The 15,746-nt window shown below is 59.4% G+C and carries 13 protein-coding genes and 1 pseudogene; 7 read left to right on the top strand and 7 right to left on the bottom strand.

Annotated elements, in window-relative coordinates; genetic code table 11:
- The first annotated feature begins 24 nt into the window (after positions 1-24).
- The 5 genes from ACYZT3_RS28110 (at position 25) to ACYZT3_RS28090 (ending at position 4,656) form a co-directional block, all read left to right on the top strand.
- Positions 25-1,050 (top strand): putative 2-aminoethylphosphonate ABC transporter substrate-binding protein, encoded by a 1,026-nt coding sequence (locus tag ACYZT3_RS28110; RefSeq protein ID WP_282381597.1) that lies wholly within the window; start codon positions 25-27, stop codon positions 1,048-1,050.
- Positions 1,051-1,363: 313 nt separating this feature from the next.
- Positions 1,364-2,359 (top strand): IS110 family RNA-guided transposase, encoded by a 996-nt coding sequence (locus ACYZT3_RS28105; protein ID WP_462031189.1) that lies wholly within the window; start codon positions 1,364-1,366, stop codon positions 2,357-2,359.
- Positions 2,360-2,448: 89 nt separating this feature from the next.
- Entirely contained in the window at positions 2,449-3,582 is a 1,134-nt protein-coding gene (locus ACYZT3_RS28100) for a TIGR03364 family FAD-dependent oxidoreductase (protein WP_462031188.1), read from the top strand.
- Positions 3,582-4,148 (top strand): phosphonate degradation HD-domain oxygenase, encoded by a 567-nt coding sequence (locus ACYZT3_RS28095; protein WP_282381593.1) that lies wholly within the window; start codon positions 3,582-3,584, stop codon positions 4,146-4,148. Before ACYZT3_RS28100 ends, ACYZT3_RS28095 begins: the two co-directional genes overlap by 1 nt.
- Positions 4,149-4,233: 85 nt before the next feature.
- Positions 4,234-4,656 (top strand): hypothetical protein, encoded by a 423-nt coding sequence (locus ACYZT3_RS28090; RefSeq protein ID WP_449646096.1) that lies wholly within the window; start codon positions 4,234-4,236, stop codon positions 4,654-4,656.
- Positions 4,657-4,830: 174 nt separating this feature from the next.
- Here ACYZT3_RS28090 and ACYZT3_RS28085 read toward each other — a convergent pair whose 3' ends face one another.
- Positions 4,831-6,216, bottom strand: coding sequence for a GTPase/DUF3482 domain-containing protein (locus ACYZT3_RS28085; protein WP_282381590.1), 1,386 nt, complete (start codon positions 6,214-6,216; stop codon positions 4,831-4,833).
- Positions 6,209-7,588, bottom strand: coding sequence for a DUF2868 domain-containing protein (locus tag ACYZT3_RS28080; RefSeq protein WP_462031187.1), 1,380 nt, complete (start codon positions 7,586-7,588; stop codon positions 6,209-6,211). The genes ACYZT3_RS28085 and ACYZT3_RS28080 overlap by 8 nt, the downstream gene beginning before the upstream one ends.
- Positions 7,589-7,673: 85 nt before the next feature.
- Between ACYZT3_RS28080 and ACYZT3_RS28075 the strand changes: the two genes are divergently transcribed.
- On the top strand, positions 7,674-8,186 hold the full coding sequence (locus ACYZT3_RS28075; protein ID WP_282381586.1) for a dihydrofolate reductase: 513 nt from the start codon (positions 7,674-7,676) through the stop codon (positions 8,184-8,186).
- Between the two features lie 121 nt (positions 8,187-8,307).
- Here the strand turns inward: ACYZT3_RS28075 and ACYZT3_RS28070 are convergent.
- A pseudogene (locus ACYZT3_RS28070) lies at positions 8,308-8,808 on the bottom strand (cation:dicarboxylate symporter family transporter); the annotation flags it as partial.
- A 274-nt stretch (positions 8,809-9,082) separates the two neighbouring features.
- Here ACYZT3_RS28070 and ACYZT3_RS28065 point away from each other — a divergent pair.
- Complete coding sequence (locus tag ACYZT3_RS28065; RefSeq protein WP_282381665.1) at positions 9,083-10,150, top strand: HAD family hydrolase; 1,068 nt, start codon at positions 9,083-9,085, stop codon at positions 10,148-10,150.
- Between the two features lie 139 nt (positions 10,151-10,289).
- Here ACYZT3_RS28065 and ilvD read toward each other — a convergent pair whose 3' ends face one another.
- The 4 genes from ilvD to ACYZT3_RS28045 form a co-directional block, all read right to left on the bottom strand.
- Positions 10,290-12,131, bottom strand: a complete 1,842-nt coding sequence (ilvD, locus tag ACYZT3_RS28060; protein ID WP_282381584.1) for a dihydroxy-acid dehydratase — start codon at positions 12,129-12,131, stop codon at positions 10,290-10,292.
- A 258-nt stretch (positions 12,132-12,389) separates the two neighbouring features.
- Positions 12,390-13,598 carry an MFS transporter gene (locus tag ACYZT3_RS28055; protein WP_462031186.1) on the bottom strand — a complete coding sequence of 403 codons (1,209 nt, stop codon included), beginning with the start codon at positions 13,596-13,598 and terminating at the stop codon, positions 12,390-12,392.
- Positions 13,591-14,568, bottom strand: coding sequence for a diiron oxygenase (locus tag ACYZT3_RS28050; protein WP_462031185.1), 978 nt, complete (start codon positions 14,566-14,568; stop codon positions 13,591-13,593). Before ACYZT3_RS28050 ends, ACYZT3_RS28055 begins: the two co-directional genes overlap by 8 nt.
- Positions 14,565-15,644 (bottom strand): SagB family peptide dehydrogenase, encoded by a 1,080-nt coding sequence (locus ACYZT3_RS28045; protein ID WP_282381577.1) that lies wholly within the window; start codon positions 15,642-15,644, stop codon positions 14,565-14,567. Before ACYZT3_RS28045 ends, ACYZT3_RS28050 begins: the two co-directional genes overlap by 4 nt.
- Positions 15,645-15,746 lie beyond the last annotated feature (102 nt).

Genomic DNA, 15,746 nt, shown 5'->3' with positions numbered 1-15,746 from the left:
CCGGTAAACAAAAGGTAAAACGACATGTTCAAGCCCCTGGCCCTGGCCGCTGCTGTTCTCACCGCTTTCAGCCTGAACGCTTACGCTGCGAAAACCGAGTTGACGGTGTACACCGCCCTCGAAGCCGAACAACTGAAGACCTACAAAGAAGCCTTCGAAAAGGCCAACCCGGACGTCGAGATCAAGTGGGTGCGCGATTCCACCGGCATCATCACCGCTAAGTTGCTGGCCGAAAAAGCCCGTCCGCAGGCTGACGCAGTCTGGGGCCTGGCGGCCTCGAGCCTGGCGATCCTCGATCAGCAAGGCATGCTGCAAAGCTATGCGCCGAAGGACCTGGGCAAGATCGGCGGCAACTACCGCGATGCTGCTAACCCGCCAGCCTGGGTCGGCATGGACGTCTGGGCCGCGACCATTTGCTTCAACACGGTTGAGGCCGAGAAGCAGGGTTTGAGCAAACCCGTGAGCTGGCAGGACCTGACCAAGCCTGAGTACAAAGGCAAGATCGTCATGCCGAACCCGGCCTCGTCCGGCACCGGTTTCCTCGACGTCAGCGCCTGGCTGCAAACCTTCGGCGAGAAGCAGGGCTGGCAGTACATGGACGACCTGCACCAGAACATCGGCCAGTACGTTCACTCCGGTTCCAAGCCGTGCAAATTGGCGGCGGCCGGTGAATTCCCGATCGGTATTTCCTTCGAATACCCCGCCGTTCAGCTGAAACGCCAAGGCGCGCCGCTGGACATCATCCTGCCGAAAGAAGGTTTGGGCTGGGAGATCGAAGCCACCGCCGTGATCAAGGGCACACCGCATGAAGAGGCTGCGAAGAAACTGGCTGACTTCTCCGCCAGTCCGGCGGCGATGGAGCTTTACAAAGAGAACTTCGCCGTGCTCGCTCAGCCGGGTATTGCCAAGCCGCAGACCGAATTGCCGGCGGATTATGAGCAACGTTTGATCAAGAACGACTTCGCCTGGGCGTCGAAGAATCGCGATGAAATCCTCACCGAATGGCGCAAGCGCTATGACGGCAAGTCCGAGAAAGTGGTTGCCAAGTAAGCTCTTCATCGGCTGTGAGGGCCCCTTCGCGGGCAAGCCTCGCTCCTTGTATGTTGACCCTGACTCCAGCGAGAGAGGTTACGCTCAAGGATTCATTCAACAGCAAGTGCGTTTCTGGGGGAGGCCGATCGCTCCTGAAGGCAGGATTTGCTCCTGACCTTGTCTGTAGAGAGGCCCCCCCGCCTCATTGCCCACCACGAAGAGTATCGAGAAGCCGACAAGTCGGACTTCGCATTACAAGGTTGCAGTGGCATGAAGTTCGAGGTCGGGGGAACCGGAAGCAATCTTACCTAAAGTCAGGGAAGTGAAAAGCATGAATACTCATGTCGGCATAGACATTGGTGCCAAAACGTCTGCCATGGGATGGCGGCAGAACGGCAAAACAGTCGGCCAGTGGGACATTCAGCACACGCCCAAGGGTCGTAAGGCCGCGGTGAATAAGATGATGGGCCTCAAACCGCTGAGCGTGGTCATGGAGGCCACCGGTATTTACTACCTGGATCTTGCGTTGGAGTTGCATGCCGCGGGCTTACCGGTCTCGGTGATCAACCCAAAAAGCTTCCACAACTTTGCCAAGTTGATGTTGCAAAACAGCAAGACTGACCAGATCGATGCGCAGTTGCTGGCTGAATATGGCGAGCGCATGGCACCCAGGCTTTGGGTCCCGCCTACGGCGGATCAAATGATGCTGCGTGCGATTGGCCGTCATATCAATCGACTGATTGGCCATCGGACCAGAGCCAAGAACGAATTGCATGCGCTACAAGCGACAGATACGAGTATTGAGTTGCTAATCGCAGATGAGAAAGACGCGATTGCAGCGCTGGACACACCGATTGATCGTTTGAAGAAAGCCGCACTTGATGCCATCGCCAAGTGCCCGAACCTGACCTTGCAGTTTCGCTGCATGATGGCGGCACCCGGCGTGGGAGAGGCTTCAGCGATTGCTGCACTGGCTGAGTTGACGACGCTACCTGTAACGCTCAAATCGGCACAGGTGAGCCGTTATGCGGGGCTGGACGTGAGATTGACCCAGTCAGGAACAAGTGTGAACCGCCCTGGCCGAATGTCGAAATGTGGCAACGCCTACTTACGCGCAGCGATGTTCATGCCGGCAATGACGGCAATCCGTTGCGATGAGAACGTGAAAGCCTTCTACGAAGCTCTGGTGGCCCGGGGCAAGAAGAAAATGCAAGCCATCGGAGCAGTGATGCGCAAGTACCTGACGGGTTTATGGGCTTGCATGCGCTCCGGCGAAGAATTTGATACGGCCAAGCTTTTTAGCGAAAAACATCTCGCGAAAGCTTGACCGTGAACAGAGTATCTACAGGGATACGCGTTCCCCTGTAGGAGCGAGGCTTGCCCGCGAAGGCGGCTTCGAATTCAGGACAAAACTCCATGACACAACACAACGACATGCTGATCGTCGGCGCTGGCATTTTAGGCCTGTCCCACGCCTACGCCGCCGCCAAACGCGGTCTCAAGGTCACCGTTTTCGAGCGCAGCGAAACGCCTTTGGGCGCCTCGGTACGCAACTTCGGTCAGGCACTGGTCACCGGCCAGCCACCGGGCCCGATGCTCGAACTGGCCAAGGCCAGCCGCGAGATCTGGGGCCAATGGGCGCAGCTCGCCGGTCTGCAACTCAAGCGCAACGGCTCATACCTGTTTGCCCGCACCGAAGCGGAAGAACACCTGCTGGAAGCCTTCTGCGCCGGTCGCGCCGTGGAACACGGTTACCGCGTCGACCTGCTGCGCGGTGCGGCGTTACGCGATGTCTACGGCGGTCAGTTCAGCCATCATCGCGCGGCGTTGCACGGGATGGACGATCAGCAGTTGTATTCGCGCGAAGTGATTCCGGCGCTGATCGACTACCTGCGCCGCGAGCTTGGCGTCGCGTTTCACTTCTCCACCCTGGTGCGTGACGTCGAGCCGGGTCGCCTGCACAGCACCGCCGGATCCTTCAGCGCCGAACAGATCATCGTCTGTTCCGGTCACGATTATCAGACACTGCTGGCCGAGCCGATCGCCGAACTCAATCCGCAAATCTGTCGCCTGCAAATGCTTCGCGCCCGACCGCAAATCAACCTGAACCTGCAACACGCTTTGCTCACCGGTTTGAGCTGCGTGCACTACGGCGCCTTCGCCGATCTGCCGGAAGCGGCGGCGGTGCACGCGCAAATCCTGCGAGAGGAACCGCATCTGCATGAAAACGGCATTCACCTGCTGATCAGCCCGACGCCCCACGGTGAATTGATCATCGGCGACTCCCACCATTACGGCCGCGATCCGTCGCCGTTCAATGCCGAGCAGGTGGACCATTGGATGATTGAGCTCGCGGAACACACCCTGGGTTGCAAGGTGCAAGTGGTGGAACGCTGGCAGGGTGTCTATGGTTCTCGGGGACCGGGGCCGTTCTCGTTCCTGCGTCCGATGCCGGGTGTGAGCGTGGCACTGATGCACACGGGTGTCGGCATGAGCGTCGGGCCGGCGATGGCTGAACGTAACGTCGCGACGGTGTTGGGAGAGCGTTGATGGACCGCAATGAGCAAGTGGTCGCCGAGGTGTTCGCGCTGTACGAGCGCTTTGGCGAGAGCGATTACATCGGCGAGCCGGTGTCGCAGATCGAGCACATGTCACAGGCGGCCGAACGGGCGATGGCCGAGGGTTTCGATGATGAAGTGGTGCTGGCGGCGTTCTTCCACGACATCGGACATATCTGCGCCGAGAGTGCCGAGAACATGGGCGGCTTCGGCGTGGTCAGTCACGAGCGGTTGGGCGCGGACTATTTGCGCCGCGCCGGTTTCAGCGAGCGCATGGCGCGGCTTGTGGAATACCACGTTCAGGCCAAGCGTTACCTGACGCTCAAAGAGCCTGGGTATTACGAGAGATTGAGCGAAGCCAGTCGCCGGACCCTGGAATATCAGGGTGGGGAGATGACCGAATCCGAGGCTGAAGCCTTCGAGCAAGATCCGTTGTGTGCGGTCAGTTTGCGGATGAGGCAGTGGGATGAGTTGGCGAAGGAGATGGGGGTGCCGGTGATGGATCTTGAGGTGTTGAAGCGCAAGGCCGCGATTGTCTTGTCCGGCGAGGCGCGTTGAGTTGTCTCACAGGCAATAGGGAAACGGTGGATGGATTGCCTTGCAGTATTGGGCCAGTCTGGGCTTTTCCCAAGGAAGCGCACGGATGCGTTATTTGAAAGTGATTGCACAGGATCGAAGCGGTCAGGGGGCGGCGGATACCGTTTATTTTGAGTTCTATGAAGATGACCAGTTGCAGCGCAAGGCGACGGAGGCGGATCGACAGCGGCTCAAGTCTTTCAGCAAAACGTATTTGAAATGCGCCTGGTACAACAGGGGGGAGGGTGAGGACCGTCACTTGCGAATCTTCTCGCAGAATCCATCCGCTGACGGCACGCCAGAAACCGTACGCCTGCATTTTCATGAAGGGCCGACGATTAACTACAAAGCAGCAGCTCACGATCTTGATAATGATGGCGGACTGGAAGTGATATTGAGCTCGGATGTGGACAATGACGGGCGGGCGGATCGCACGGATCGGCGACGAGTCGCCTCGATGGCGCGGGAGTTTTTGAAGCTCGGCAGGTAGCGGTCCTGTAGCAGCTGCCGAGCCTGCGAGGCTGCGTTCGAGCCGGGGTCGCGCTCGACCGAAGTCCTCGCAAATCCTGTGTACACGGTTTGCCTGAAAGACTGCGTTGTCTGGTTTTACGACGGCTCCGCCGCCGAACGCAGCCTCGCAGGCTCGGCAGCTGCTACAGGGGGGCTAAGACTCAATCACTTTCTCAGCCAACGCCTCAACCTGCTCCTGCCGTTCTGCCTGGCTCAGCTTCGGATGAGGATTAAGCGATGACCACGGCGGATGCGCCCGCGCCTTGTTCAGTGGCTCGGGCAGTTTGCCTTCGCGCCAGGTTTTGTCATGGGGCGTGGCCACCTGAATGCTGTCCATCGCCGCATGCCCACGCGCATTGAGCGCTTGCAGCAGTTGCCGCTGACGCAATGCCAATAGCCGCAGCACGCTGTCATCGACGGTCAGCTCCCGCTGGCCTTTGATCTTGCCCAGCAACCGGCCGCCATAACTGCGGGCGGTTTGCAGAGCTCCGCCAGCAATGGCCCCGGCCAATGCTGCTACGCCAAGGGTCAGCCCGCCCACCAACAGGTCGACGCCGGCCCCGGCTGCCGCACCGGCAGCGATACCGCCACCGACTCGCACGCCCAGCTGTTTCAGGGTTTCGGGGTTGAACAGGTCGTCACCCCAGCGGCCATCAAGCAGCGGCAGATCACTGGCCGCCGCATCCTGTGGACGGAAGGCGTAGAGCTTGAGCAGCGCTTCGACGCAGCGTTGTTCCCGTTGTCGAACGGCTTTGCGCAGTTCGTTGATGGCCTGCTGTTCTTGCTCGGCTTCACTGACCACGCTGCGCCGGCAGGCGGCGCAATCGATCAATAATTCGGCAATCAGCCGCGCCGCACTCTGTTGCCGGGCCTGGCGTTGGGCTTGCTGATCGGCGATCAGGCGTTCCAGTTGTGGGCGGGCGTTTGCCAGCAGCAGCGCGAGGCTTTCATAGAGCCGACGTTCGCCGTCCTCCGGCGGTGCGACGCTGTCGAAACGCACCAGCGCATGCAAACCGAGGCGTGCCAACGCTTCACGCCAATCCGGTTCGCGGTGGTTGGCGCTGCTGACGAAATTCAGTACCGGCAGCAGCGGTTTGCCGCAGCTGGCCAACACTTCCAGTTCGTCGCGGTACTTGGCCAGCACCGGTTCCCGGGCGTCGATCACGTAGAGACCGGCGTCGCAGGTCAGCAGTTGCCGCAGCACCTTGGCTTCCTGTTCGAAACGTTGCCGGGCTTCGCTGCCCTCAAGAAATCGCGCCAGACGCGCCGGGCCGTCGAGGCGTTCACCCGGTCGTTCCAGACGCTCGAGGTAGTCGAGCAAAGCGATGGCGTCTTCCAGACCGGGGGTGTCGTAGAGATCGAGCAACGGCTCACCGTCCACCGACAATCGCGCGCCTTCGACGTGTCGTGTGGTGCTGGGGCGATGAGACACCTCCCCGAAACCGACATCGCGGGTCAGGGTGCGCAGCAACGAGGTTTTGCCGACGTTGGTGTGGCCGACCACCGCAAGCTTCAAGGGCGGTTTCCAGGGATTAGTCATGACCGGTCTCCAGCCAGTTCAACGGCGCGCAATCGGCAAACGGCAAGTCCAGCTGCTGCAGCGCCACGTGCCAGTCACCCAGCCTTTGGGCATCCAGCGCTTCGCCCGGCGGTGCTTGCAGCAGCCAGACGCGGGTGGCGCTGGCGCTGCGCGCCAGTTCGGCGATCAGTGCCAGACTGCCGCGGTCCGGCGAGCGTCGCGGATCGCAGGCGATGGCCAGACGAGCAGGAGGGAAGCGGCTCAGCTGTTCGAGGAGTTTGTGCCGTGATTCGCGACTGTCGAGAATGCCGGCGTTGCTCACGGTTTTCGGCAGTGGCGGCGGCCACGGGCGTTGATCGTCCAGCTCGATGGCCACCAGTAGCGCGCCATCGCTTGGCAGGTCGCTGACACCCTTTTCAATACGATGCAGTTGCTCTGGCGCAGCGTCGCTGATGCCCAGGCGTTCGCTGGTGGGCATCAGCCGTTCGCGCAGCTGGGTGTAACCGGGCAGGTTCAAATCCAGGTGCAATGCCGCCTGGCCGGTTTTCCAGCGCCACAGGCAAAACAGCGCCAGCAACAGCCGTGGCAAAACACCGTAGACCACCAACACGCCGACCAGCCACGTGGCCCAGGCTTGCCGGGCGCTTTCAATGTTCAATGCAGCGTCGCCGCTGGCGCGGATCATTTCCACGGTCGGTACGTTGAAACCCAGCACGGCCGGCAGGGCGCCAAGGGCTTGAGTCATGACGACGAAGGTGTCGCCGCTGAGGAGGGTGGTTTCCCAGACGAAGCCATAACGCCGGGTCGCCATCAGCATCAACAGGATCACCAGGGCGCTGAGCATCGCCAGCAACCACAAACCGTTGACCAGCACACCGACCGCCCAGCGATTGAGTTTCTGTCGTTGCAGCAATAGCAGTAGGGCCGGGGCCAGTTGCGCGGCTTTGGCATCGCGAGCGAGCTTTTCGCTGAGCCATAACCATAAGCGGCCGAGGGTGGCGCCGTGTTCGCCGGCGAAGACCAGGCCCAATGCCCAGCTCAGCAATAGAATCAGGTTCAGTCCGAGCAAACTGCCCAAGGCCCAGAACACATTGACCGGGGTTTGTCCGTCGCCCAGCGCGGCAAACGCCAGGCCGGCGCCGCTGGCGACGGCGAGAACAGCCAGCACCAACAGTGCCAGCCGCGCACCTTGTAGCCAATGTTTGAGGGCGCTGGTCAGCCCATCGCGTTCGGCCAGCCACAGGGCGCGGCGCGCAATACGTGTCGGCAGATCGCCGCCCGCGCTGCGGGCCAGTCGGTTGGCTTCCAGATCATCCAGGGGCCCGGCGTGTTCTTCACGCAGGCGCACCGTCTCGGTCAGCCAGAGGTTTTGCAGTGTAGTCAGTTCAGTCACGCGCCATCCCGTCGCTCAATTGAACGGTGAGCATAACCGCTGTGGCGCTTATCGGGGTACGGGAGGCTCTGGTATCCTCGCCGGCATGACTAAATCACTCCCCCTCAGCCTGATTGCAGCCCTCGGTGAAAACCGTGTAATCGGCGTCGACAACAGCATGCCCTGGCACCTGCCGGGGGACTTCAAATACTTCAAGGCCACCACCCTCGGCAAGCCGATCATCATGGGTCGCAAGACCTGGGATTCCCTCGGTCGCCCGTTGCCGGGCCGGTTGAACATCGTGGTCAGCCGTCAGGCGGATCTGCAACTGGAAGGCGCGGAGGTTTATCCGTCGCTTGAAGCGGCGGTGGTTCGGGCGCAGGAATGGGCGAGCGAGCAGGGCGTCGATGAGCTGATGCTGATTGGCGGGGCGCAGTTGTATGCCCAAGGGTTGGCTCAAGCTGATCGGTTGTATTTGACGCGCGTGGCGTTGAGCCCGGACGGGGATGCGTGGTTTCCGGAGTTTGATTTGAAGGCGTGGAAACTGGTGTCGAACACCGAGAATCCGGCTGTGGATGACAAGCCGGCGTACAACTTCGAGGTTTGGGAGAAGGCCTGAAAAGCTTCGCGGGCAAGCCTTGCTCCTACAGGAATTGGGTCGATTGCGAAAATTGCGCTCGACAGTAATCCCGTAGGAGCGAGGCTTGCCCGCGAAGAGGCCCGCTCAGTCGCTGAAAGACTTAAGCGTGAGCCAACTGCGCATGCTCATCCGCATCCAGCAGTTCTTTATCCGTCTGCTGCATCATCTGGCTGGTAATCGCCCCTGCCGTAATCGAACCACTCACGTTCAGCGCCGTACGGCCCATGTCGATCAGCGGCTCAACCGAAATCAGCAACGCCACCAGTGACACCGGCAACCCCATTGCCGGCAGCACGATCAACGCGGCAAACGTCGCGCCACCACCGACGCCGGCCACACCAGCCGAACTCAGCGTCACAATCGCCACCAACGTCGCAATCCACAACGGGTCTAGCGGATTGATGCCCACGGTCGGCGCGACCATCACCGCCAGCATCGCCGGGTACAGACCGGCACAGCCATTCTGGCCAATGGTCGCGCCGAACGACGCGGCGAAACTGGCGATGGACTGTGGAATACCCAAACGGCTGGTCTGCGCTTCGATGCTCAGCGGAATCGTCGCGGCGCTGGAGCGGCTGGTGAAGGCAAATGTCAGTACCGGCGTGCGGTGGGCCACGGCGCTGAGGATCGAGGAAAACACCAGCGGGATCACGATCGGGGCAGCCGCGAACCGGCGAGCGTAACAGGCTGATATCTAATGAATTAATATCCAAAACATCTGATTACTGTCGTTTTTGGAATAAGCAGCTGTCGCTGTCAGGGATGCAGCTGGCGCAATAGGGACGCAAGCGGTCGCGGGCAGGCGAGCACTGTCACATTAATTTGTTAGCGTCGATCTCTTTGAATCAGGGTCTTTTAATAAGGAAAGCATGCCGATGAAGCTCGCACCGAAATTTCTGGTTGCTGCACTGGGATTGAGTTTGGGCCTGAGCCTCGCCGGCCAGGTATTCGCCACGGACTTGAAGCATTGGCCAGCCGATCAGGCCAAGGCGCTGGACGCGATGATCGCCGCCAACGCCAACAAGGGTAACTACGCGGTGTTCGACATGGACAACACCAGTTACCGCTACGATCTCGAAGAGTCGTTGCTGCCGTACATGGAAAACAAAGGCCTGATCACCCGCGAGAAACTCGACCCTTCCCTGAAACTGATGCCTTTCAAAGACACCGCCGACCACAAGGAAAGCCTGTTCAGCTACTACTATCGCCTCTGCGAACTCGACGACATGGTTTGCTACCCATGGGTCGCCCAAGTGTTTTCCGGCTTCACCCTCCAGGAACTCAAAGGCTACGTCGATGAGTTGATGGCGTCCGGTAAACCGGTGCCGGCGACTTACTACGAAGGCGACGTGGTCAAGAACCTCGACGTCAACCCGCCGAAAATCTTCACCGGCCAGAAAGAGCTCTACAACAAGCTGATGGAGAACGGCATCGAGGTCTACGTGATGACCGCCGCTTCCGAAGAACTGGTGCGGATGGTCGCCGCCGATCCGAAGTACGGCTACAACGTGAAACCGCAGAACGTGATCGGCGTGACCATGCTACTCAAGGACCGCCAGACCGGCGAGCTGACCACGGCGCGCAAACAGATCACCGCGGGCAAGTATGACGAGAAGGCTAACCTCGGCCTCGAACTGACTCCGTACCTGTGGACTCCGGCGACCTGGATGGCCGGCAAACACGCGGCGATTCTGACCTACATCGATGAGTGGAAAAAACCGGTTCTGGTCGGCGGCGATACACCGACCAGCGATGGTTTCATGCTGTTCCACAGCGTAGACGTGGCCAAGGGTGGCATCCACTTGTGGGTCAACCGCAAAGACAAATACATGACCCAGATTAACGGCATGATGGCCAAGCACGCTGCGGCCCAGGCCAAGGAAGGGTTGCCGGTGACGGCGGACAAGAACTGGGTGATCGTCAAGCCTGAAGAGATTCAGTAACCCCTTCGATGATCGCTCCCACGCTCTGCGTGGGAATGCAGCCCGTGACGCTCCGCGTCCCTTGAGGCATTCCCACGCAGGAGCGTGGGAACGATCAGCCCCGCACTTGGCGGGGCATTTTTGTTACTGCGACTGACGCTTACAGCCCGTCGAGCATTGCCTTGTTACGCACAGCACCCTTGTCGGCGCTGGTCGCCAGCAGGGCGTAGGCTTTCAGTGCAGTGGTCACTTTACGTGGACGTTTTTCCACCGGTTTCCAGCCTTTCTGATCTTGCTCGGCACGGCGCCCAGCCATTTCTTCGTCGCTGATCAACAGGTTGATCGAGCGGTTCGGAATGTCGATCAACACTTTGTCGCCATCCTGCACCAGACCGATCGCGCCGCCCGCCGCCGCTTCTGGCGAAGCGTGGCCGATGGACAGGCCCGAAGTGCCGCCGGAGAAACGGCCGTCGGTGAGCAGGGCGCAATCTTTGCCCAGGCCTTTGGATTTCAGGTACGACGTCGGGTACAGCATTTCCTGCATGCCCGGGCCGCCTTTCGGGCCTTCGTAACGGATGATCACGATGTCGCCGGCCTTCACTTCGTCAGCGAGGATGCCGCGTACGGCGCTGTCCTGGCTTTCGAAGATCTTTGCGTTGCCTTCGAAGACGTGGATCGACTCGTCGACGCCGGCGGTTTTCACCACGCAGCCGTCCAGCGCGATGTTGCCGTAGAGAACGGCCAAGCCGCCTTCTTTCGAGTAGGCGTGTTCGACACTGCGGATGCAGCCGTTTTCACGGTCGTCGTCCAGGGTCTCCCATCGGGTCGACTGGCTGAACGCGGTTTGCGTCGGGATGCCCCCAGGGCCGGCCTTGAAGAAGTGATGCACCGCTTCGTCGCTGGTCTGGGTGATGTCCCACTTGGCGATGCCTTCGGCCAGGGTTTTGCTGTGCACGGTCGGCAGGTCAGTGTGCAGCAGGCCGCCACGGGCCAGCGAGCCGAGGATGCTGAAGATCCCGCCGGCACGGTGCACGTCTTCCATGTGGTACTTCTGGATGTTCGGCGCAACTTTGCACAGTTGCGGCACGAGACGGGAGAGACGGTCGATGTCGCGCAGGTCGAACTCGATCTCGGCTTCCTGGGCCGCGGCCAGCAAGTGCAGGATGGTGTTAGTGGAACCGCCCATGGCGATGTCCAGGGTCATAGCGTTTTCGAACGCCTTGAAGTTGGCGATGTTGCGCGGCAACACCGACTCGTCGTTCTCGCCGTAGTAACGCTTGCACAGCTCGACGATGGTGCGGCCGGCCTGCAGGAACAGTTGTTCGCGGTCGCTGTGGGTGGCCAGGGTCGAACCGTTGCCCGGCAATGCCAGGCCGAGGGCTTCGACCAGGCAATTCATCGAGTTGGCGGTGAACATGCCGGAGCACGAACCGCAGGTCGGGCAGGCGTTGCGCTCGTAGTCAGCGACTTTCTCGTCAGAAGCGCTGGAGTCGGCGGCGATCACCATGGCGTCGACGAGGTCGAGGCCGTGGCTGGCCAGCTTGGTCTTGCCGGCTTCCATCGGGCCACCGGAAACGAAGATCACCGGGATGTTCAGGCGCAGGGACGCCATCAACATGCCAGGGGTGATCTTGTCGCAGTTGGAGATGCAGACGATCGCGTCGGCGCAGTGGGCGTTAACCATGTATTCGACGGAGTCGGCGATGATCTCGCGGCTCGGCAGCGAATAGAGCATGCCGTCGTGACCCATGGCGATGCCGTCATCCACGGCAATGGTGTTGAATTCTTTCGCTACACCGCCGGCGCGTTCGATCTCGCGGGCGACCAGTTGGCCCAGGTCCTTGAGGTGGACGTGGCCCGGTACGAACTGGGTGAAGGAGTTGGCAATGGCGATGATCGGCTTTTTGAAGTCGTCATCCTTCATCCCCGTGGCACGCCACAGTGCGCGGGCGCCGGCCATGTTGCGGCCATGGGTGGATGTTTTCGAGCGGTAATCAGGCATGAAGCACTCCGGGCGGCTAATCAGGTATCAAAAGGGAAGTGAGCTTCTATTGACGTCTGGAACACTCAGAAATGGCCGTGTGTCCGGAAGTTGCCGATAACTTTGCGGGATCGCCGCGCGCTTCAGCTTGAGCTCATAAACCCGCCGGGGGATGACTGGCGATGAATGTCGCGATTCTACACGGCTGGCGTCAGGAGGGAATGCCGGGAAGTGTTGATCCAGTACTGACACAACGTACGGAATGACGATCGGCAGGTGTCAGCCCACCTTCAGCGCCAGATGCCGCCGTGTGATCAGTACATTCAAGCCAAGACCCGCGGCACTCAAGGTCAGGAAACACAAGGCAAGCGCCGTGGTCAGGTCGTCGTACGCAAGATTGATCACCACGCTGATCACGCCACCGAACATGAAAATCAGCACGCCGCCGACCGAGGTAGACGTTCCGGCGTTCTGTGGGTAGAGACTCATGGCTTTGGAATTGGCGATAGGTCTGGCGATGGTGGTGCCTGCTGTACAAATCAGCATGGGTATCAGTATCGCGGCAGCAGAGAGGCCGAACTGATCCGCCAACCACAGCATGATCAACCCTGACAACGCGATCAGACCCAGACCGGTAGCTATCTGCGTGTTGGCTTGCAGGTGCCGATGCAGGGCGCTGGCGACAATCCCGCCGAACACATAGGCCACGCCATACAGCAATAACGCCCAGGCAAATTCGTATGACGAAAACGCCAGACTTTCCATGAAAATGATCGGTGAAATGACGATGAACGAAAAATGGCAGGCAAAGGCCAACGCTGAAATTAGCCAGTAACCCATGAAGCGTAGATCCGAGCACACCCGCCAATAGGCACTGAAAAATCGTCCGTGCGACGCCGTATGACGGTGCGGGTTTTCCTTGAACAGAAAGCAGGCTTTGAGCCAGACAATGACGGCCAGCGTGATAAACACATAAAAGCTGCCCTGCCAGCCTAGCTGCGATTGCAACCAGGCCCCCAGCAGGGGCGAAATCGATATGAACACCCCGCCGCCCGTCACCATCCAGATTCTGATTCGCTCCTGTTCCTTGCCGACGAACAAATCCTGAACCAGTGCCTGTGACAGCACGAACGATCCGCAACCAACCGCCTGGATCACGCGAAAGAACAGAAACCAGTTGTACTCGCTGGAAGCCAGGCAACCCGTCGCACCGACCACCGCGATTGCGATACCTGCCAGCAGCAGCTTCTTGCGCCCCCACAAATCTGACAACGGTCCGACCAGCACCACGGACAACGCCAGACCCATGGCGAACACGCTGACGGACAGGGCAATCTCGGACGGTGAAGTCTGAAAGTAGTCAGAAAGAACGGGAAAGGACGGGAGCACCACATCGAGGGGGAAGACACCGAGCAGTGTCATGGTCATCAACAGAATGACCGTGGCTCGACGGTTTTTGAAACTGACTGCGGATTTTCCTTCATCCATCGACAAGTCCTGCCTTTACGAAGAGCTGCTGGTTGGAAGGCAGGTCGAAAAAACCTGCCTTTTCCATTGCCTGAAACGTCGCGCCTGCGCCCGATCGGGAGCGCTGAAGGCAGGCTTGCGGGCCTGTCAGGGCATTGAGGATTTCTGCGACACAATTCTCGCCGAGTCCCACACTGTTCAGGCTTTCCTTCAGCCATCGCTCATCGACCCCAAAGAACATCGGGATGACGTCTACCAGCAACTTTGCGGCGAAGGTGCGTTGGCTGCTGTTCAGTGTCAGCCACAGATAATGAAACACTTCGGAAAAGTAGCGACTGTGTCGGGCCTCGTCGGTGAGGTGGTCCCTGAGCATTTCCTGGACGCTGGACACCAGCCCGTTGCGGCAAACCTCGAGCAGTTCACTGGCGATGATTGTCTCGGACACGAAGCCGACGAGAAACCAGGCCAGCGCCTTATGCCTGTCGGGGGTGTGGTCGATGAGGGCGTTCAATCGGGTAATGCGGTGCGGCATCGCTGGGCGTTGGGTCATGCCGTAGAGGTCGGCTATCTGCTCGGCGAGGCTATTGGAAAACAGGGCGTGATAACCCTCATCGGTATAGAGCTGGAGGGCGGCCGTTTTCATTCGTCGGGGGATGGACGCACCGAGCTCATCGTGGACGATGGTTTCCACGGAGCGGTTGACGATCCGATGTTCGAGTCGGGTGGTGTAGTCGAGGAAATACACCAGATGATTGGCCGATAATCGATGGACGATCGCGCTGCCTGCTGCTTCGATTGCCGGGTGGCTCAGGTAGGGCAGGAAGGCCGGCGGGAACCAGTGTCGTGTTTCCAGTTGCCGTTCCAGGTCTGATGGCAATTGATAGCAGTGCTGGCTGGTTCGTACCGAGGCTCGAGTGTTCCACTCGCCGAGGGTGAAGCGCTGGGCCCAGGCGTCGGGAAGGGAAAGGTCGTCTGTGCGGGGCTCGCTCATTGGTGTGAGCCTCGGTTGTTCAGCAGCGCTTTCAATTCTTTGCACATTGCTTGTCCGTCACTCTGGCCGCAGGCAACAAAAAACAACGGCTGTTCGGCGCTGTCCTCGATCCCCAGCAACGTTTCGACCTGATCGTCTGCCAACGCACCGGTCAGCCAGGTGTTCAACCCAAGTGCGGTGGCCACCAGTTGAAAGGTCTGGGAAATATGACCGGCTTCCACGTAGGCCATTCGGTACGCCCGCGAGTGTTCATATTTCCACCACAGTTTGTCGAAGCGAGCGGTGATGAACAGGCCGACTGGCAGATTGTTGATGAAATGCTGCCCACACAACAACTGCCCCAAAGGCGAGTCAGGCAGCGGATTGACGAAGCTCAATGCGTGTTCGGTGGGGTGGTAGGCGTAGAGCCCGGGATTCAGGCCGCTGACGTTCTGAACATGAAGAAAACCTTCGCAGGCATTCAGCCCGCCACCGGATGGACTGCTACGCCGGGCGCCATGACCTTCTGCGATGGTTTCGTCGATATCGTTTTCGCGCTCACGCAGATAGCCAAGGGACAAATACAGGAGAGTGCTCAAATCATCGAGGGAAACCCTTTCGCCCGTGAAGGTGCGACAGGTCTTTCGCTCGATCAACGTCTTTACAAGAGCGTTTACCGGGAAGCAGGAAGGTTGGGGCAGGGTAATCCGCGCGCTTGTCGGGCGCTCCGTGAGGCTGCTCTCTGGAGTAGGGGTGGCCAGTACTTCGGCGCAATGGTCCATATAGTGTCTTGACCATTCATTAATATCTTGGGGAACATATTCACACGGGATGTTCTTGGTGCCGATATGAAATATTTTCGACAGTTCATCCCAGCCCCATTCAATAGGCTCATGCATTAAGGGTGTTAGTATTCCTGCGCTTACAAATTGATTGTCTATTGTATTGTTATTGTCAAACTTTTCAGGCTTGTCGATAAGGTGTGCGAGGCGGGTTGAATATTCCAGGTTCAATTCGAACTGTTTGTGATTCTTGTAATCCCAGACTATTTGGCCGGGCGAACGAGGCAGTATGAATATATAAGGGTTAATCTGCATATTTTGCAACTCACTCTGGTCCGTACTCTAGAAAACGCTGGGTAGCCGGCACTCCCCAGCGTCTCATTTACTTAGCGGGCTTTTGGAGCAACCAGAAAAGAC

This window comes from Pseudomonas sp. MDT1-16 (assembly GCF_054898115.1).
This window is presented reverse-complemented; position numbering and strand designations above follow the sequence as displayed.